Origin of the sequence: Flavobacterium crocinum, assembly GCF_003122385.1 — a bacterium.
GTDB lineage: Bacteria > Bacteroidota > Bacteroidia > Flavobacteriales > Flavobacteriaceae > Flavobacterium > Flavobacterium crocinum.
Genome location: NZ_CP029255.1, coordinates 3,047,882 through 3,067,343 on the forward strand (window position 1 = coordinate 3,047,882; position 19,462 = coordinate 3,067,343).

21 protein-coding genes are annotated in these 19,462 nt (G+C 33.6%); 9 read left to right on the forward strand and 12 right to left on the reverse strand.

The window, feature by feature from the left end:
• The first annotated feature begins 32 nt into the window (after positions 1-32).
• Positions 33-2,417, forward strand: coding sequence for a TonB-dependent receptor domain-containing protein (locus HYN56_RS13655; RefSeq protein WP_109192688.1), 2,385 nt, complete (start codon positions 33-35; stop codon positions 2,415-2,417).
• Between the two features lie 190 nt (positions 2,418-2,607).
• Here the strand turns inward: HYN56_RS13655 and HYN56_RS13660 are convergent, their stop codons facing one another.
• Together HYN56_RS13660 and HYN56_RS13665 are read right to left on the reverse strand one after the other, a co-directional pair.
• Positions 2,608-3,276: a ZIP family metal transporter gene (locus HYN56_RS13660; RefSeq protein ID WP_109192689.1), complete on the reverse strand. Its 669-nt coding sequence runs from the start codon at positions 3,274-3,276 to the stop codon at positions 2,608-2,610.
• Positions 3,277-3,347: 71 nt separating this feature from the next.
• Positions 3,348-4,112: a class I SAM-dependent methyltransferase gene (locus HYN56_RS13665; protein WP_109192690.1), complete on the reverse strand. Its 765-nt coding sequence runs from the start codon at positions 4,110-4,112 to the stop codon at positions 3,348-3,350.
• Positions 4,113-4,260: 148 nt separating this feature from the next.
• On the opposite strand from HYN56_RS13665, the gene HYN56_RS13670 reads away from it, so the two are divergent.
• From HYN56_RS13670 to HYN56_RS13680, 3 genes are all read left to right on the forward strand, one after another.
• A complete protein-coding gene (locus tag HYN56_RS13670) occupies positions 4,261-5,424 on the forward strand; it encodes a THUMP domain-containing class I SAM-dependent RNA methyltransferase (protein ID WP_109192691.1) in 1,164 nt (387 codons plus the stop codon).
• Positions 5,425-5,628: 204 nt separating this feature from the next.
• Positions 5,629-5,865, forward strand: coding sequence for a hypothetical protein (locus tag HYN56_RS13675; protein ID WP_091491243.1), 237 nt, complete (start codon positions 5,629-5,631; stop codon positions 5,863-5,865).
• A 19-nt stretch (positions 5,866-5,884) separates the two neighbouring features.
• Positions 5,885-6,577, forward strand: a complete 693-nt coding sequence (locus HYN56_RS13680; RefSeq protein ID WP_109192692.1) for an aspartate/glutamate racemase family protein — start codon at positions 5,885-5,887, stop codon at positions 6,575-6,577.
• A gap of 169 nt (positions 6,578-6,746) precedes the next feature.
• On the opposite strand, the gene HYN56_RS13685 is transcribed toward HYN56_RS13680, so the two are convergent.
• The 3 genes from HYN56_RS13685 to rlmD are packed head-to-tail and all read right to left on the reverse strand — an operon-like array spanning position 6,747 to position 9,451.
• A complete protein-coding gene (locus HYN56_RS13685) occupies positions 6,747-7,535 on the reverse strand; it encodes a DUF6048 family protein (protein ID WP_109192693.1) in 789 nt (262 codons plus the stop codon).
• Positions 7,507-8,031, reverse strand: a complete 525-nt coding sequence (locus HYN56_RS13690) for a DUF6452 family protein (protein WP_109192694.1) — start codon at positions 8,029-8,031, stop codon at positions 7,507-7,509. Before HYN56_RS13690 ends, HYN56_RS13685 begins: the two co-directional genes overlap by 29 nt.
• 7 nt (positions 8,032-8,038) lie before the next feature.
• Positions 8,039-9,451 carry a 23S rRNA (uracil(1939)-C(5))-methyltransferase RlmD gene (rlmD, locus tag HYN56_RS13695; protein ID WP_109192695.1) on the reverse strand — a complete coding sequence of 471 codons (1,413 nt, stop codon included), beginning with the start codon at positions 9,449-9,451 and terminating at the stop codon, positions 8,039-8,041.
• Positions 9,452-9,612: 161 nt separating this feature from the next.
• On the opposite strand from rlmD, the gene HYN56_RS13700 reads away from it, so the two are divergent.
• Positions 9,613-10,662 (forward strand): sensor histidine kinase, encoded by a 1,050-nt coding sequence (locus tag HYN56_RS13700; protein ID WP_109192696.1) that lies wholly within the window; start codon positions 9,613-9,615, stop codon positions 10,660-10,662.
• A gap of 46 nt (positions 10,663-10,708) precedes the next feature.
• Here the strand turns inward: HYN56_RS13700 and HYN56_RS13705 are convergent, their stop codons facing one another.
• The 4 genes from HYN56_RS13705 to epsC all read right to left on the reverse strand — a co-directional run bounded on the left by HYN56_RS13705 (position 10,709) and on the right by epsC (position 14,008).
• Positions 10,709-11,110, reverse strand: a complete 402-nt coding sequence (locus HYN56_RS13705) for a hypothetical protein (RefSeq protein WP_146194594.1) — start codon at positions 11,108-11,110, stop codon at positions 10,709-10,711.
• Between the two features lie 89 nt (positions 11,111-11,199).
• Positions 11,200-12,186, reverse strand: a complete 987-nt coding sequence (locus HYN56_RS13710) for an aldo/keto reductase (protein ID WP_109192698.1) — start codon at positions 12,184-12,186, stop codon at positions 11,200-11,202.
• A 141-nt stretch (positions 12,187-12,327) separates the two neighbouring features.
• Positions 12,328-13,215 carry a cysteine synthase CysM gene (gene cysM / locus HYN56_RS13715; protein WP_109192699.1) on the reverse strand — a complete coding sequence of 296 codons (888 nt, stop codon included), beginning with the start codon at positions 13,213-13,215 and terminating at the stop codon, positions 12,328-12,330.
• A 1-nt stretch (position 13,216) separates the two neighbouring features.
• Positions 13,217-14,008 (reverse strand): serine O-acetyltransferase EpsC, encoded by a 792-nt coding sequence (gene epsC, locus HYN56_RS13720; protein WP_109194801.1) that lies wholly within the window; start codon positions 14,006-14,008, stop codon positions 13,217-13,219.
• A gap of 190 nt (positions 14,009-14,198) precedes the next feature.
• On the opposite strand from epsC, the gene HYN56_RS13725 reads away from it, so the two are divergent.
• On the forward strand, positions 14,199-14,900 hold the full coding sequence (locus tag HYN56_RS13725; protein ID WP_109192700.1) for a DUF1003 domain-containing protein: 702 nt from the start codon (positions 14,199-14,201) through the stop codon (positions 14,898-14,900).
• A gap of 184 nt (positions 14,901-15,084) precedes the next feature.
• On the opposite strand, the gene HYN56_RS13730 is transcribed toward HYN56_RS13725, so the two are convergent.
• Entirely contained in the window at positions 15,085-15,369 is a 285-nt protein-coding gene (locus HYN56_RS13730) for a DUF2752 domain-containing protein (RefSeq protein ID WP_109192701.1), read from the reverse strand.
• 106 nt (positions 15,370-15,475) lie between these two features.
• On the opposite strand from HYN56_RS13730, the gene HYN56_RS25070 reads away from it, so the two are divergent.
• Positions 15,476-15,649 (forward strand): hypothetical protein, encoded by a 174-nt coding sequence (locus HYN56_RS25070; protein ID WP_167398313.1) that lies wholly within the window; start codon positions 15,476-15,478, stop codon positions 15,647-15,649.
• Between the two features lies 1 nt (position 15,650).
• A complete protein-coding gene (locus HYN56_RS13740; protein ID WP_109192703.1) occupies positions 15,651-16,202 on the forward strand; it encodes a Smr/MutS family protein in 552 nt (183 codons plus the stop codon).
• 145 nt (positions 16,203-16,347) lie between these two features.
• On the opposite strand, the gene HYN56_RS13745 is transcribed toward HYN56_RS13740, so the two are convergent.
• Entirely contained in the window at positions 16,348-17,352 is a 1,005-nt protein-coding gene (locus HYN56_RS13745) for a hypothetical protein (protein WP_109192704.1), read from the reverse strand.
• Between the two features lie 87 nt (positions 17,353-17,439).
• Here HYN56_RS13745 and HYN56_RS13750 point away from each other — a divergent pair, with 87 nt between their 5' ends.
• Positions 17,440-18,564 (forward strand): cysteine desulfurase family protein, encoded by a 1,125-nt coding sequence (locus HYN56_RS13750; RefSeq protein ID WP_109192705.1) that lies wholly within the window; start codon positions 17,440-17,442, stop codon positions 18,562-18,564.
• 235 nt (positions 18,565-18,799) lie between these two features.
• Here the strand turns inward: HYN56_RS13750 and HYN56_RS13755 are convergent, their stop codons facing one another.
• Positions 18,800-19,360 carry an L-threonylcarbamoyladenylate synthase gene (locus HYN56_RS13755; RefSeq protein WP_109192706.1) on the reverse strand — a complete coding sequence of 187 codons (561 nt, stop codon included), beginning with the start codon at positions 19,358-19,360 and terminating at the stop codon, positions 18,800-18,802.
• Between the last annotated feature and the right edge of the window lie 102 nt (positions 19,361-19,462).

Consider the following 19,462-nt stretch of genomic DNA (forward strand, 5'->3'; position numbering starts at 1 on the left):
AATTAATCGAAACAAGTTTAAAATTAGAAATCATGAAAAAAGCAACCCTTCTTATCTTTTTAGTATTGCCTTTATTTTGTTTGGCACAATCATTTAAGTTAAAAGGAAAAATAACCAGCGAAAAAATGTCATTAGAATGGGCAGATATTTCGATCTCCAGTTTGGAAGGAAAAATTATTGACGGTACAACAACCAAACAAGATGGCACTTTTGAAATGAACATTAAAAAAGGTTCTTATAAAATTGGCATTAGTCTTTTAGGATTTACAGATTATGAAAAAGAAGTTGTAATTGAAAACGACACAGATTTAGGAATAATTATTCTAAAAGAAAGTGCAACTAATTTAGTAGAAGTAGTTGTTCAGTCTAAAAAGAAAACGATCGAACAGAAAACAGACCGCTTGGTTTACAATCTGGAAAATAATGTGACTACAGTTGGCGGAGATGCTTTGAGCGCCATTAATACAGCACCGGGAGTTGTGGTAAAAAATGATGTGATAACTATATTAGGAAAAGGAACTTCAAGAGTCATGATCGACGGAAGAATTATCGAGTTAACTGGAGAAGAATTGAATAATTATTTAAAATCAATTTCATCAGGAGATATTAAAAATATTGAGATTATCAGCAATCCGCCGGCTAAATACGAAGCCGAAGGTACTGGAGGATTAATCAATATTATTATGAAAAAAGGCGTTCGTGATTCCTGGAAAAATACAACTACAGTTTCTTACGATCAGAACAAATACGGAATTGGAACTTTGAGAAACAATTTTTTCTATAATAAAAATAAGTTCCGATTTTCTGCAAGTACCAATGGGAAAACTGGTTATAAAAATTCTGAAGAAAATTTAGAAATGTACTTTCCTGATGGCCTTTCTACGATGAAAGCCGTTACAAAAGTGAAAGATGAAAATTTTTCAGGAAAATTGGCTTTAGATTATGATCTTTCAAAACGTACGACTATTGGTTTTCAGTTTTTGAATGACAGAAATAATCCGGATTTTAAATCGGATATCAGAATTGATAAATATGACACTCAAAATAAGCTGGATAATGTTACACTGAATGACAGTTATACCGATAAAGGATCAAAAAATCAGACTTATAATGTTCATTTGATAACCAAATTAGATTCTTTGAACCGAAAATTGTCTTTTGATGCTGATTATTTCAATTACAATTCCAAGTTTGACAGAGCTTTTACAGCCAACAATTATACGCCTGAAATGCTATTTGTTGATGTGAATCAGTCCGGACGAAATATTTCGAATCAGGCTATTGATAACTGGAGTTTTAAGGCCGATATGGAACATCCTTTACAAGCTTTAAATCTATCTTACGGAGCTAAAGTAAGTTTTATAAACAGTGAAAGCGATGTTTTGTATTACAACACAATTTCCGGAACTCCGGAATTGGATCCAACTCAGTCGAACCGATTTAAATACACTGAAAATAATCAGGCGGTTTATATTAACGGAAACAAAAAAATCAATGAGAAATGGAATTTTCAGGCTGGATTAAGACTTGAAAATACACAGACAAACGGATTCTCTGAAACTTTAAATCAGGAAACGATAAACAATTATTTGAAATTATTTCCAACATTTTATGCTTCTTATCAGAAAAATGAAAACAATAATTTTAGTCTGAATTATGGAAAAAGAATCAACCGACCACGTTTTGATTTACTGAATCCGTTTAAGGTTTATATTAACAGTAACAGTTATTCTGAGGGAAATCCGTTTTTAAGACCTTCGTTTAGTGATAATTTTGAGTTGTCTCATTCCTATAAAGAAGTTTTAAGAACCAGCGTTTTTGTAAATCTTGTTACGAACGGTTACGGCGTTTTGTTTACTTCAAATCCGGAAACGAATACGCAGATTGTAACACGCGAAAACTATTTTAAAAATTTAAACTATGGCATTGGAGAAAGTTATTCGGCAAGTTTTACAGATTGGTGGTCAAGCGAAAACACCTTGTACTTTTTAGGAGCTAAAACAGAATTTATAAAAGACATCAATGCAACGCCTTCTAATAGTTTACAAGTAGATTTTTCGACAAACAACACTTTTGTTTTAGGAAAAACAACAAAACTTCAAATTGATTTTAGTTACAGTACGCCTTTCAAAAGCGGTTTATATGAAGTTGGATATGTGTCGAGTTTTGATATTGGTTTCAAACAGGATTTATTTAATAAATCGATGCAGATTGCTTTTCTGGCAAATGATATTTTTAATACCGGTTATCTAAAAGATTTTACTTCGGTTGTAAATGGTGTAAAACAAGTTTATAGTCAAAACGAAAGCAGTCGATTTGTACGATTGTCTATGATTTATAATTTTGGAAACAAAAAAATCAACGTGAAAGAACGTGCTTTTGGAAATCAGGACGAGAAGAAGAGAACGGGGAATTAAATTAGATAATTAGATAATGATTCGTTTCCTAACAGGTTTTAAAAACCTGTTAGGTATTTTTTATACGTTTTTTCGCGTGAGGGATAGGAGCAATCCGCCGCGGCGGAGCGGATAGCCCGACCGAATTTGCGAAAGGCGCACATAAGCGGTTTGTTAAATAGCGCCTTTTGTAAATTTGGGCACGCCCAAATTATAAAAAGAACGCCAATAAAATTCCGAGAACAATCATGGATACTTTGGCAATGTTGAATTTGTGTCCTTCACTGCTTTCAAAGATAATTGTAGAGGATATATGAAATAGAATTCCGATTACAATGGCTGTAATTTCGGTGTAATAATCGTTTAAAAAGGATAAATATTCGGAAGCAATTGTTCCAAGTGGCGTCATAATGGCAAAAACCAGCATGAAGGCAAAAATGGCTTTTTTGTTTAAATCGGCATTGATGAAAAATGTCGTTAAAATAACCGCAATCGGTAAATGATGAATCGCAATTCCGATGGCTAAATCATGATGATGACTTACCGGAAATCCTTCCAAAAAGGCATGAATGCATAAACTAATAAACAGAAGCCAAGGAATCTGCGACATTTTTGCATGTCCGTGAACGTGTCCGTGTTCGGCTCCTTTGGAGAAAAATTCTAAAATGATTTGGAATAAAATTCCGATCATAATAAAGACTCCAATTTTATGATTGTGAGAAGCATAAACTTCCGGAAGTAAATGCATCACAGTTAAAGACAACAGAAAAGAACCGCTAAAGGCCAGCAGTAATTTTAAATTGGTTTTGTTATTTGGTTTAATAAACAAAGCCACACTATATCCTAAAAGTACAGAAAGTAAGGGGAGTAGATAGTTCATCTTTTTTGTTTAATTGTTTAATCGTTTTTTAGTCAATTTGTTTTAAGAAATTGACGATTTAACGATTAAAGCTATTTAAAAATCATGATTAATCTTTCACTTTCAGTTTTATGGAATTTTTTGAGTTTGTAATCTCCGAAAATGTCCAGAAGGTAAATACCTGCTTCATCCATTAAATCCTGAAAATCTTTTAAAGTTAAGGCTTTTACTTTTTCTGTAAAATGATATTTTCTGCCTTGGTCTTCAAAATCAATTTGTTTGAAAATATGTCCATCTTCAACGTATCTTTTAATATGGAAATCAATTTCGTCAACGGTTTTGGTTTCTTCGGGAACCAGATTTTCGATTACGTTGGCTACATTCATGAAATCGATAACAGCAAAACCATATTCTGAAAGACTTTCTTTTATTGCTTTTAAAGTAGTCAGGTTATCATCGTCGTTTTCGAAATAACCGAAGCTGGTAAATAAATTGAAAATAGCATCGAACTTCTCTTCAAACGGTTCACGCATATCGTGAACTTTAAAGTGCAGGGTTTCGTTGCTGTTTTTGCTGGCTTCTGTAATGCTGTTTTCAGACAAATCGGCACCTAAAACATCATACCCCAACTGATTTAAATAGATAGAATGACGACCTTTTCCGCAGGCCAAATCCAATACTTTTGCTTTTTCAGGCAAGTTAAGATAGTGCGTTAAATTGTCCATGAAAATCTGAGCTTCACGATAATTACGATCCTTGTAAAGAATATGGTAATAAGGTGTATCAAACCATGAAGAATACCAGTTTTGATTGTCACCTTCTTGATTCGGAATTGATTCGTTATGCGTTACAGACATTTATTCTATTTCAATTAATTTAAAGTCCGGCAAATTTAGTGTATTTTTGCCGAAAAATAACTATTTAGCAACGATACATTGTTGCATTATGTGAAGATGCAGGTTTGGCATCTTTTAAATTTTAGTTTTTTTTAATTTAAAAGAAAAGATGGAAGAAAATTTTAAAATGATTGCCAAATGTTTTTTTGGCTTTGAAGAAATATTAGAAAAAGAATTACGTACACTTGGAGCTCAGGATGTTGAAAAAGGAGTGAGAATGGTGAGTTTTAAAGGAGATAAAGGTTTTATGTACAAAGCCAATTTATCTTTGCGTACGGCTCTTAAAGTTTTGAAACCAATTTATTCTTTTAGAGCAAACAATGAACAGGCATTATACAAAGGAATTTCCGGTTTAAACTGGTCTAAATACTTAAATGCCAATCAGACTTTTGTAATTGATACCACTGTGCATTCTACTTATTTCAATCATTCTGAATTTGTTTCTCAAAAATGCAAAGATGCTATCGTAGATCAGTTTAGAGAAAGAACGGGACAACGCCCAAGTATTGATAAACAATATCCGGATTTACGAATTAATATTCATATCGATAAAGATCAGGTTTCTGTAGCTTTAGATACTTCTGGTGCTTCACTTCATCAGCGTGGTTACAGAACGGCTACTAATATTGCGCCTATTAATGAGGTTTTGGCAGCAGGAATTCTTTTATTGTCTGGATGGGATGGACAAAGTCATTTTCTAGATCCAATGTGCGGTTCCGGAACTTTTTTGGCTGAAGCAGCAATGATTGCCTGCAATATTCCGGCAAACATCAACAGAAAAGAATTTGCTTTTGAAAAATGGAAAGACTGGGACAATGATTTATTTGATAAAATCATTGACAGTTTAATGAAAAAGACAAGAGAGTTTCATTACACTATAAAAGGTTTTGATAAAGCGCCAAGTGCTGTAAGCAAAGCAAAAGATAATATTAGAAATGCTAATTTGGAAGATTATGTGACTATTCGTGAAGATAACTTTTTTGACAGCGAAAAAGAAACGGAAGGAAAACTTCATATTGTTTTCAACCCGCCGTATGATGAGCGTTTAGATATTCATATGGAGAGATTCTATGCTAATATTGGTGATACTTTAAAGAAAAATTATCCTGGTACAAACGCCTGGTTTATTACAGCAAATCTGGAAGCTTTAAAATTCGTAGGATTAAAACCTTCAAGAAAAATCAAACTTTTTAACGCAAGTTTAGAAGCACGTTTGGTTAAGTACGAAATGTACGAAGGAAGCAAGAGAACGAAATTTCAGGTTTCTGAGTAGTTAAAAAGATACAAAGTGACAAAGATACAAAGTGGCAAAAATTGAAGGTAAATCTTTGGAGCTTCAGCACAAAAACAGACCTTTTAAAGGAATATTAAGAAATACAATTTGATTTGTTCAAATAAACAAAGTTTATAGATCAACAAAAGAAAACCTTTGTCGCTCTGGAACTTTGTCACTTTGAACCTTAAAAAAAAGAAAAAAATGTCAAAACTACAAGTAAGAGCTTTTTTATATCAATTAGGATGTTTCGCAGTCCTGTTTTTAGCGTTCCGATTTTTAATCGCCGCTTACACTGGTTTAACCGGAATCTGGATTCCATTGACTGCTTTTGTAATTGGAACTATTATTGGACCGAAATTTCAGGCAGCAAGAACTAAAGACGGAGAGAAGCTTTTTATGAAATGGATTTTTATAAAAGGAATCAAAGAAATAGGATAATTAAAACCCAATATAATTTATGAGGAAAATTGGACTTATCGGTGGCATCAGTTGGGTTTCGACATCAGATTATTATACTTTAATCAATAAAGGAATAAATGAAAAACTCGGCGGATTGAATTTCTCCGAATGTCTGATTTACTCGTTTAATTATGCCGATATCAAAAAGAATAACGATGCCAATGATTGGGATTCGACTTTTGAAATGCTTTTTAAAGGATGTGAATTTCTAAAATCGGGCGGAGCAGAAGCGATTATTTTATGTGCCAATACAATGCATTTAATTGCTGATAAACTTCAGAAAGCAATTGATATTCCAATAATTCATATTGCAGAGGTGACAGCCACAGCGATTCAGAAAAAAGAAATTAAAAAAGTTGGTTTATTAGGAACCAAGTTTACGATGGAACTAGATTTCTTTACAGATAAACTTTCTCAAAAAGGAATCGAAGCCCTAATTCCAGAATCTGAAGAAGATAAAGATTTTGTTCATTGGACTATTTTTGAAGAATTAGGACGTGGAATTGTTACTGAAGAAACTAAGAAACGTTGTCTTGAAATTGCCAATAAGCTGATTAAAAATGGTGCAGAAGGAATAATTCTGGGCTGTACCGAAATTCCTTTAGTAATAAAAAAAGGAGATTTAAGTGTTCCAATTTTCGACACCACTTTAATACATACACAAGCAGCAATTGAATTTCAATTATCATAATTGTAAGTTGCTAAGGTTCTAAGATACTAAGTTTCTAAGGTTTTAAGTTTACATTTCTTAGAAGAAATGCCTTAACAACATAAAAAAAGCGAAAAATTCAAGTTGAATTTTTCGCTTTTTTTAAATCTTAGCACCTTAGTGTCTTAGAATCTCAGCATCTTAAAAAAAACTATTTCTTCTTAGGAGCTGCTTTCTTTTCAGAAGCCATTATTTTCTTTTTATAAATAGGAATAAAATAAGAAACCGTATAATTAAATCCAACTCCAAAACTACCGTCATAAGTTCTGTTGAATCCTGGAATATAAAGATTGTCAAATCCGCTTGGTTTTTTATTAGTTGCCAGAAGTTTTAACTGAACACCAAAACCAACAAAAAGATTATCAAAAACCTCAGCTTTTAATCCCATAACAACTTCCAGCCAGCTTGCTGTAAGTCCGCTATATTTTTGATTTGCAATTACAGAAGGCTGCTCACCCCAATAAGGATTCGGGTTGTAGATTTTATAGCTGTTCAAATCCTGGCTGAAGGCACTAAAACCACCACGCATTCCAATTGTGATTTGATTTTCCATGTCAAGCCAGTTTTCATAAAAATTATAATCAAATCCGGCTTTTAAGTAGCTTCCTGCAGCAGATGAATTTAATCTGTCATCATCTGTAGTTTTGTTTTCATACCCTAATTCTGCTGCCAGATAATATTTTTTTGTAAGTCTCCAGTCTCCAACAAATTCAACTCCTTTGTAATCTTTGTCATAAAGTCCTCGTGTAAGTTTGTACAAGTCAACACCAACGCGAAGGCCATAACGGTCGGTTTTAATTACACTATCTTTTATGACTTCCTGAATTGCAGGTTTTGCAGTTTCAGTTTTTGGTTTAGCAGCAGGTGTTTCCTGAGCTTGTAACGAAAACACTGACAACAAAAAGCAAAAACTAATAAACGATGTTAATGTGTGTTTCATCTTCAGATACAATGTTTCGGTTTAATACAGTAATATTTAGAATCCAGTTAGAGCCATCATTATCGGTGCGAACTACTGAACCTGTAGGGGCTAATGTAAAGTTTGTTTTAAAACCACATGCTCTTGAAACATAAATATTCTCACGAGTATATCTAAATGTCAGGATATCAGTGTTTCTGCTTGTAGACGAAGCGTTATAAGTAAACTCATAAGTTGTGGTGTCAGAATCTGTTCTTAACGGAATTGAAACTTTGCTTGTATTTACATAATATTGCGTACTATCCGTTGCAGCTTCATTAAAAATGATTGGATTTTCCTCGTCCTGACCTTTTACGGTCATATTAATAACAGAAGATGGAGTTGTAGGATCTATATCTTTATAAAATGTAATAACAACCCTTGGTGTAGTTGGGGTATTAGCATCGCAAATATCATCTTTCTCACAACTTGATAAGCCAAAAGTAAAGAGCAGTAAAAGTGAAACGAGTTTTTTCATGTATTTTTTATCGAAGTTCTAAAAGTACAACATTTTCAACGTGATGTGTCTGCGGGAACATATCTACAGGGCGTACACGCGTCACTTTGTATTTTCCATCCATTAAAGCCAGATCACGAGCCTGAGTTGCAGAATTACAGCTTACATAAACCACTCTTTTGGGAGCAATTTTTAAGATTTGTTCTACTACATCTTTATGCATTCCATCACGAGGAGGATCTGTAATAATAACATCAGGTTTCCCGTGCTGTGCAATAAAGGCTTCGTTGAAAACGACTTTCATGTCTCCAACAAAAAACTCACAATTGGTAATATTATTGCGTTCTGCATTGGCTTTAGCGTCAAGAATTGCTTCCGGTACGCTTTCAACACCAATTACTTTTTTTGCTTTTTTAGAAACGAATTGTGCAATTGTTCCAGTTCCGGTATACAAATCGTAAACGGTTTCGTTTCCTGTAAGGTCAGCAAAATCTCTTGTGATTTTGTATAATTCATATGCCTGATCTGAATTGGTCTGGTAGAAAGATTTCGCATTAATGCTAAACTTCAAACCTTCCATTTCTTCTAAAATATAATCTCTTCCTTTGTAAAGAATAACATCCTGATCGTAAATGGTATCATTTTGTTTTCCGTTTACAACATATTGTAATGAAGTAATCTGAGGGAATTTTTCGTGTAAATGATTCAGGATTAGTTCTCTGTTTTCTTTGTCGTCTTCAAAGAACTGAATTAAAACCATAATTTCTCCTGTAGAAACAGTACGAATCATTACAGTTCTTAATAATCCGGAATGTTCTCTAGGATTAAAAAAAGCTAAATTATGCTCGTTTGCAAAAGCACGTATTTCATTACGAATTGCATTTGAAGGGTCTTCCTGTAAATGACATTTGTTGATGTCAAGAATTTTGTCCCACATTTTTGGAATATGAAATCCTAAAGCATTTCTGTTTCCTAAATCTTCAGTGCTTCCAATTTCTTTTTCGGTTAGCCATCGGCTGTTTGAAAAAGAGAATTCCATTTTATTTCTATAGAAAAACTGTTTCTCAGAACCCAAAATATCTTCGAATTCAGGAAGTTCAATTTTTCCTATTCTTTGTAAATGATTTTTAACTTCGTTTTGTTTGAATGCCAGCTGCTGGCTGTATTTCATATTTTGCCATTTGCAACCACCACATACACCAAAATGTTCACAAATAGGATCTACTCTGTAATCTGATAATTCATGAAACTTTACGGCTTTACCTTCGTAATAGGCTTTTCTTTTTTTGAATGTTTGTACGTCAACCACATCTCCAGGCACTACATTCGGAATAAAGATAACTTTTCCGTCTGGTGCTTTGGCTACCGAAACTCCTTTTGCACCAGCATCAAGAACCTGAATCTGATGAAAGACAACTTTGTCTGTATTTTTTCTTCCCATAGCGCAAAAATAAGCCTTTGAAAACTTTTACAAATTTAATTTTAAAAAATTTTTAGAAATTCATCGAAAAATTAGTTTAATAGCAGATAAACATTAATTTTGTTTTGTAAGAAAACCCAATAAAATTACAAGTTTAACCTACTATTTACTGTTACCTTTTCATGAAGTTGTACCACAAGCTCTCACAGATCAGCTTTCTTAAAAAAAGTTATGCTTTTAAGTTCCTTTTTGTTGCTTTTATCGGTATTCATATTCCTTTAATTGGTATTTTATTTTTTGTATTGTATTTTAAGCACAGTATTTCACCTACCTCTATTTTGGTATTCTCGTTAATCATGACTTTGCTGGCTACAGGAATAACGCTTTTGGTTTTAAACAAATTGATTACACCTATAAAAAAAGCGTCAAAAGCATTGGATGATTATCGAAGTTCAAGAAAAATGTCTGTTCTGCCAACAGAGTATACAGACGAAGCAGGATTGCTTTTGTGCAATATTCAGGAATCCATTTATGAAGCGGAAAGTTTTATCAACGAAAAACAGGATTTGGTTTATATGCTTTCGCATGATTTGAAAAATTTTGCAGGAAATCCGCAAGGACTGGCTAAATTGATTATAAGCGAAAACCCTTCTGAATCTGTTACAAATCTGGCAGAATTAATCTGTGAATCGACTAATCTGCAGTTCAGATATATTGAGAACTTTATTAAACTGCTGAAAGAGCAGGATGAAGTAGTCAAAATAAATCCGGAAATTAAAACGGTTCTCTTTCCTAATATTCTTCCATTTATCAATGAACAGGTCGAACAGCGTTTGTTTGATAAAAATATAAAGCTGAATTTGATGCTTGAATGTGTTGAAGCGAAACTTAAAATTGACGAAGGTCTACTGATTCAGGTTTTGGTTAATTTAATCAGCAACGCTGTAAAATTCTCTTATTTCGACAGTGAAATTAAAGTCCGAATTTATTCTGAAGATTCTAAATTGATTTTAACGGTAAAAGACAACGGAATCGGTTTTGATAAACACCAAATCGAAGAATTATTTAAGAAATTCACCAAAATGAGCCGATTGGGAACCGCAAATGAAGGTTCAACCGGAATTGGTTTGTATTTGTGCAAAAAAATCATAGAACGTAACAAAGGCCGACTGACCGCATCAAGTGACGGTAAAAATAGAGGTGCCGAGTTCAGAATTGAATTTGATATTTAAGAAAAAAGGTTACTAAGATTTTAAAATCTCAGTAACCTTAATATTTTTATTGCGGTTTAGTATTGCCGTAGATTAAAGTTGGTTTTTCATCTACACACTTTATACCTGTTGGTGGAGGCATCATAACACAATCTGATGTATAATAAACTCCCCATTTTGCATCAAACTTTCCTTGAGCTTCACGGTATTGGTCAATTTTTTTTCGAAAAATATCTGCATCAACTGCTTTGTTATAGATCATATATCCTGAGCAGTTTGATGGAGAGTATTTCATAAACGACCATTCGTCTGGATTAGTACAGGATTTTGAGTTAACTTGAGAATAATCAATAATTTCCTGATACATTTTATCAAGTCTGGCTTGTTCTTCTTCACGTGTACTTTCATCTTTACTGCAAGAGATAGTCGTCATGCAGATTGCAAGCAGAAAAAAGGATAATTTTTTCATAATTTATGGTTTATTGGTTAGTATTTTATAACTAGATACAATAAACCATAAATGGTTGCGTGTTTATGAAAGAAAAAACTTAGAAATAATTACCAAAGCTGATGAACAGCAGGTTTTATAAGGTCATTATAAATTTTATTCATTTCCGAAATCTGTTCTGTAGTCAATTTAGGAGCATCATAAACCGATAAATTCGATAAAACATGATTTACTTTTGAAGCGCCCGGAATAATACAGCTTACTTCGTTAAAACTTAAAATCCACTGTAGTGCAATGGGGGCAAGATTTTCTGTCCCCGGAAACAATGCTTTTAATGCTTCAACGGCTTTTAAACCTAAATCATAATCAATTCCGGAGAAAGTTTCCCCTTTGTCAAAAGCTTCTCCATTACGATTGAAATTACGGTGATCCTGAGGGTCAAAAGTTGTTTTTTCACTAAAAGTGCCCGTTAAAAGTCCGCTTGCTAATGGAACTCTGGCAATAATTCCGATATCTTTCTTTTTAGCTTCAGAGAAAAACAACTCAGAAGGACGCTGACGGAAAAGATTGAAGATAATCTGAACCGTTGTTACATTCGAATATTCAATTGCTTTTAAAGCTTCTTCTACTTTTTCAACACTAACTCCCAGATTTTGTATTTTTCCGTGTTCTTTTAATCGGTCAAAAAGTTCAAATATTTCCGGACGATAATATACTTCTGTCGGCGGACAGTGTAGCTGAATTAAATCCAACGTTTCTAAGCCGGTTCTTTTTAAACTGTCTTCGACAAATTTCTGAAGTACTTTCGGTGTATAACCTTCATTTAGGTGCGGGTTGATCTGGCGTCCGCATTTTGTAGCAACATAAATACGTTCTGATCGGGAACGCACCACACGTCCAACAGCAGTTTCGCTTAATCCGTTTTCGTAAACATCGGCAGTATCAATAAAGTTTACGCCATTGTCTATGGCAGTATTCAAAAGCTCGTCAGCCGTTTTATCATCAAAACCTGATCCCCATTTTCCTCCAACCTGCCAGGTGCCAAGAGAGATTTCAGAGATATTAAAGTTTGTTTTTCCTAGTTTTCTGTAGTTCATTTTTTTCTTTTTAGTTACAAAGGTTCAAAGCGACAAAGTAACAAAGTGACAAAGGTTTTCTGTAAAAGCACGACAGCGCGTCTTTTATGAGGCGTTTTTTTAAACTTTGTAACTTTGTGCCTTTGTAACTTTGTACCTTTTTTAATCAAATAAATCCGAAGACAAGTAACGATCACCTCTGTCGCAGATAACAGCAACTACAACTCCTGATTCTAGTTTTTCGGCAATTTTTAGGGCTACGGCAACAGAACCTCCACTGCTCATTCCTGCAAAAACCCCTTCTTCAAGGGCTAATCTTTTAGTCATAGCGCGTGCTTCTTCTTCGCTTACATCTACAACCGTATCTACTTTAGAAGCATCAAAAATTTTCGGAAGATATTCTTGTGGCCATTTACGAATTCCCGGGATTTGTGAACCGTCGCTTGGCTGTGCGCCTACAATTTGAATATTTGGATTCTTTTCTTTTAGGTAAGTCGAAGTTCCAATAATAGTTCCTGTAGTTCCCATTGCCGATACAAAGTGAGTTACAGTTCCCTCAGTGTCATTCCATATTTCCGGGCCAGTTGTTTTGTAATGAGCTTTCCAGTTGTCATCATTAGCAAACTGATTTAGCATTAAATAACCACCTTGAGCCACTTTTTTATCCGCATAATCACGTGAGCCAATAATTCCTTCGCTGGCAGGTGTCAAAATTACCGTAGCGCCATAAGCACGCATAGTCTGAGTACGTTCTTTTGTTGAGTCTTCGGGTAAAACCAATTCGATTTCAATTCCAAATAATTGGGCAATCATGGCAAGAGCAATTCCGGTATTACCACTGGTTGCTTCAATTAATTTATCTCCTTTTTTGATTTCGCCTCTTTCTAAAGCAGCAGCAATCATATTGTATGCAGCTCTGTCTTTTACGCTTCCTCCAGGATTGTTTCCTTCAAGTTTAAGTAAAAGTTTTACATTTTTATTTTTAACCAAATTGACGGTTTCCATCAAAGGAGTATTTCCAATTAGGTTTAATAATTTCTGTGGACCCATTTTATTTTTTTTCTTTTATTTTAACTTCAGTTGTAGTGGTGTTTAAGACAATAGAGTCTTCAGGAATAGATTTAGTGACCCATGCATTTCCTCCAACAACACTATTCTTTCCAATTACAGTTTCGCCTCCCAAAATGGTGGCATTAGCATAAATACAAACATTAGCTTCAACTGTTGGGTGTCTTTTTGCATTTTTCATTTCTTTACTTACGCTTAATGCTCCCAGTGTAACACCCTGATAGATTTTTACGTGTTTTTTAATTACAGTTGTTTCGCCAATTACAATTCCTGTAGCGTGATCAATAAAGAATGGCGAAGCGATGTCGGCACCGGCATGAATATCTGTTCCTGTGATTCTGTGTGCATATTCGCTCATCAGTCGGGAGAAAAGAAGTAAGTCCAAATGGTACAATTCGTGACTTAATCTGTAAATCGCAATGGCATAAAAGCCAGGATATCCCAAATAAACTTCATCAATACTGTTTGAAGCAGGGTCATTTTCTAAAATATATTCGGCATCCTGATTCAACTTCTCCAAAACTCCGGGAAGTTTTTCCAGAAATCGATCCCAAATCGATTCGCATAGATTTTCCGGTTTTTTGCACGCCAAAACAGCAATTTCCTTAAAGCGAAACTCAAGTTCATCAATACTGTCTTCTAAGGCGGCATTAGAATCAAAAAGAGTGTAGAAAAGCTTTTCTGTAAAGTCTTCTGTCTTGGTTTTAATGCCGTAATTAATATGTGAATGGCTCTTTAAAGCCCTTATATTTTGTATGATAGTGTCTTTTGTCACAATGGTAAAAATGAATGAATAATTTTGGAACGTTAAAAGTAAGGCGTTTTTTGGAAATAAAGTCACGATTTAACCAAAGAAATTTTCTTTAGAAAGGCTCATTTGTGATAAAAAAGGAATTAGAAACAGTTCTTTTTTATGTAATTCTTAAGAAGTTAATTACGTAAATTAGCTTTCAAAACAAATTGAAATGAAAAACAGCCAGACATTTAAAAGTGCGATTTCAGGGCTTTCTTTTGCAGAGAATGAGAAGGTATGCGGTAAATCTATTCATGATCCTATTTTAGGTTTAATTAAAAAGGAATTTCCGGATTTTAATGATGACGATTGTATTGCGGTAAACGAATTAAATCTGTATCGTCAAAAATATATATCAAATTATCTTTCAACGGAAATTAGTGAACTTTCGGCAATGGAGAAAAATGTTATTTCTTCATTAAAAGAAGATAAATCCATTGTAAGTATTGTAGAAGATGAAGAAGAAACCCGAAACTTAGGACAAAGAGTGGCTGATAAAGTAGCTGATTTTGGTGGAAGCTGGACCTTTATAATTTCATTTGTCATTTTTATAACCATCTGGATTGGTTCCAATGTTTTCATCTTTTTGAATAAAGGGTTTGATCCTTATCCATTTATTCTCCTAAATTTAATTCTGTCCTGTGTGGCCGCTTTACAGGCTCCTGTAATTATGATGAGTCAAAACCGTCAGGAAGAAAAAGACCGAAATCGCGCTAAAAAAGATTATATGATTAATTTAAAATCGGAATTAGAAATCAGAATGATTCACGATAAAATTGATCATTTAATTATGCATCAGCAACAGGAATTAATCGAAATTCAGAAAGTGCAAATCGAAATGATGAATGATATTTTGGATCAGATTAAGAAATAAATGTTGTTTAAATTTTAAAATTCCAAGTCTCAAATTCCAAATTCCAACATTCCGAAAAAAAGCGTCAGCTTTTTTTTGGTTAAAATCTAAAATCTAAAATCTAAAATCTAAAATCTAAAATCTAAAATCTAAAATCTAAAATCTAAAATCTAAAATCTAAAATCTAAAATCTAAAATCTAAAATCTAAAAATAAAAGTGTTTGAAGTAATATCCGCCAATCATAAAAACAAGATTTACGAGTGCCATTTGCCAGAATAACTTTTTATATTTTTTTGATTTGTTGAAAAGATGAAATGCACCAAAAGCAAAAAGCAAAAGACAGGAATAAATTGCCGGATACATTTTGAAAGCCGCTAAAAATTCTCCCTGAAAAAGTAAGAATAATGATCGCTGAAAACCACAGCCGAGACACTCAAAACCGAAGAAGGTTTTAAAGAGACAAGGAATCATGTATTTCTCAAGAGTCATAGCAGATCTTTTTGCAATTTTACTAAAAAAATATGAGAAAGGTTTGAAGAAGAGTAGAAGTACTACTCTAAAGTTTTATATTTTTGAAATCTTAAAAATTGAATTAATGAAAGCTTTTAAAATAATAATAATGATTCTTGCGATTTCGGTGGCATTTTATGAGCAGGCTTCAGAAGAAAAAAATATCTATATCACGATTGTTGCAATTGTAGTTTTCATGATCGGAATGATGCAGCTGAGTGCCAAAACACCAAGTAAAAATAACGATAAAGAAGAGTAAGATGCTGGTAAAAGGAGATAAGGTTTCTGTACTGGATGAAGCCATAAACGGAACTGTTGTTTCGGTCAAAAATAAAGAAGTTTTAATAGAAACAGAAGACGGATTCATGATGACATTTTTAGTCAACGAGTTGCTTAAAATTCAGGAATCCAGTGATTTAATGAATTCTATTAAAAGAGTTGATTTAGATGAAGCTTCAAGAGATAAAATTGAACCTAAACCAAGAAGTTTTGTCAAAGAAAAGAAGGATAAACGTGATGTTGGTGTTCCGGAATTTGATTTGCATATTGAAAAACTGGTTCCTAATAAACGAGGAATGTCTAATTATGATATTCTGACATTACAGACAGAAACAGCAAAAAGACATATCGAATTTGCGATTCGAAATCGCATTCCAAAAATCGTTTTCATCCATGGTGTTGGTGAAGGAATTTTAAAAGCCGAACTGGATTTTTTATTAGGGCGTTATGACGGAATCGATTTTCAGGATGCCAATTATCAGAAATATGGTCTGGGAGCAACCGAAGTTTATTTTAGACAAAACAATAAATAAAGTAAAGTTACACCATCTTAAAAAGGTCATTTTTAAGCATAAAAAAACGTCTGTTTTCGAAGCTGATTTTAATACTAAATCAAATGAAAAACAGACGCTTTTTTTGTAAGAATTTAAAAGAAGCCTTTCTTATAAAAAATCTTGCTTATTGAGCAATTTCTAATCTTCCTAAATTGAAAGTTGTTGGAAGTTTAAAACTACTTTTGCCTTTAAGCATAGTTACATTTTTTAAAGTGATTTCGTGGAAATAATTACCTGCAACCAATGTAGTGGTTACTTCTATTATACCGCTAGTACCATCAACACCATCCTGTCCGGACCAGTCTTCTGCAATCGATGGATTTGTTGGGGTAGTAGCGCTGCAAAAATAGTCTGCGCTAAAAGAACCTGTATCTTTTCCTACGCTTCTGTAATATACTTTGTTTACAATTGCGTTATTTTTGGTTGCACCTATCAATCCGGTTCTGGGTTGTCCGGCAGGAGTAACTTCATTTTTTATTAAATCACTGTCAATATTGTCAATCGAAATATAAAAGGAAGCACTGTAATTGTATACTCTGTTTAAATTATTATTGGTACATCTACCAGCAATTTCAGTATTAAAAGCCAAACTGGCAGGAACGTCCATTGTGGTACTAATTGTCCCAAACGGGTAAGTCGGATAAGTCTGTGGTTTTGAATTGGAAATATCAAAAGTAATGTTTGTAAAGCTAATGTTGTGATTGTAACCGGTAAGTTTTGTACTTCCGTCAGTTGCCGGAACCTGTTCTTTTTGTGTAGTTGTAATTGTAATTTTTCCCGAAGTAGCAATCCATTCATCTACCACTTTTGGTTTGCTGGGAGGGATGATTCCGCATATGTTATCTGATACTACTGCACCGTCATAAGATCTGTATATAGCACGATAAGCTCCATTTCCTCCGGTAGGAATATCATAGTCATAAGTTCCCGGTTCGCTTTTTAAGCCGGCACCTTCTGGCATTTGAAGTAAGAAAGCTTCCTGAGACTTTAATTTATACATTAAGTTGGGGTTATCAGTACAGCTTGTAGGCTCTACAGTGCTAAAGTCAATTTCCTGAACAGTTAAGTCTCCATCATCACATCCATTCAGTAAAAAAGCAAATAATATAAGGGAAGCGTATTTTTTCATTGTAAAATTTATTTGCGTCAAAAATAGTGAAAAAAATGGCAATTGATATTTAAGATTTGACAATTCATATTTCTTAACTTTGTACCAATGAAAAAAGTATATCTAGATAATGCCTCCACTACGGCAATGCGTCCCGAAGTAATTCAGGAAATGACCAAAGTTATGTTGGAGGATTTTGGTAACCCATCGTCTACCCACAGTTTTGGACGTAATGCTAAAACAATATTAGAACTTTCAAGAAAGAGTATTGCGAAGCATTTAAATTGTAGTGCTCAGGAAATTATTTTTACTTCCGGAGGAACTGAAGCAGATAACTGGATTCTGCGTTCTGCAGTTGAAGATTTAAAAGTAGAAAGAATTATCACTTCAAAAATTGAGCATCACGCTGTTTTGCATACCGTTTGGGCGCTTAAAGAAGAATATAATATAGAGGTTGAGTATGTAAATGTAAATCCGGACGGAAGTTTGGATTTAACACATTTATCCAATTTATTGTCTGATGAGAAAAAGACATTGGTAAGTTTAATGCATGTTAATAATGAAACGGGTACTATTTTAGATTTAGACAGAGTTGGACTTATTTGTAAGCAGTATAATGCTTTATTTCATTCTGATACTGTTCAGTCTGTTGGGAAAACTGAAATTGATTTGCAAAAAACTCCTGTTGACTTTATTCTGGCTAGCGCACATAAATTTCACGGCCCAAAAGGAATTGGATTCGCTTTTGTTAGAAAAAATTTAGGTCTACAACCGTTGCTTTTTGGAGGTGAACAGGAAAAAGGACTTCGTGCAGGAACTGAAGCAGTACATCAAATCGCCGGAATGGCAAAAGCTTTGTCTATTTCGTATGAAAAATTAGAGGAAGAAAGAGCTTATATTTCGGATATAAAAAAGTATTTTATTGAGCAGTTAGAAATTCATTTTCCGGATTTTAGAATTAACGGAAAAAAAGAGGATTTCTATAATATCATCAACATTATTTTGCCTTTTTCATCAGACAAAACCTCAATGCTTTTGTTTAGTCTGGATATGAAAGGAATAGCGGTTTCAAGAGGAAGTGCTTGTCAGTCGGGAAGTATTAAACCTTCTCATGTTTTAAACGAAATGCTTTCAGAAGCCGATTTAAAACTGCCAAATCTCCGAATTTCGTTCAGTCATTATAATACCAAAGAAGATATTGACTGGCTTATTGAGAGTTTGAAAACGGTCTAAGTATCTAAGATACTAAGGTTCTAAGTTTTTTTTAACCGCAGAGTGCACAAAGAATTACGCAAAGGGCGCTAAGTTTTTTTCAGTGCCATTAAAATAAAAAAGTTCGCAAAGTTTTTTTGATAAAACTTTGCGAACTTTTTTAAAATTTATTTAAATTCTCTATAAAATCTTCTTTGCTTACTCTGCATAATTCTTTGTGTACTTTGCGGTAAAAACTATACTCAACCAAAAAAAGCTATTTACGGATTACTTTTACCTGCGAATCATTGGTTAATTTGATAATAGTAGATGATTTTCCGTTGATTTTATCCTGATTTAATTTCACTACATAATCAACTCCGTTTATAATTTCCGGACTAATATCTTTAAAGCTTTGAGGTGTTGGTTGTCCTGAAATATTAGCAGAAGTCGAAACCAAAGGCTTTTTCATTCTTTCCATCAATTTGTAACAGAAAGGTTCTTTTACCAAACGAACGCCCAAAGATCTGTCTGCCGCAATAATGTTTGATGCAACATTTCTAGCATCATCCAAAATTAAAGTCGTTGGTTTTTCAGATAAATCAATAATCTGCCAGGCAACTTCTGGTATGTTTTTAAAAACATTGTACATCATTTTCTCGCTGTTCATTAAAACAATCATACTTTGCGTTTCTGCACGTTGCTTTAATTTATAGATTTTTGCAACGGCTTCGGCATTGGTAGCATCGCATCCAATTCCCCAAACGGTATCTGTCGGGTACAGAATAATTCCGCCTTCTTTGATGACTTCGTATGCGTTTATTATTTCTTCATTCATTGTAAAAAGGAATATAATTGTTCTGCAAAAATAATCTTTATAGTTGGTAAAAAATGTAAATTTAATTTACAATAATCTGCTTTTTGTAATTTATAAGATTAT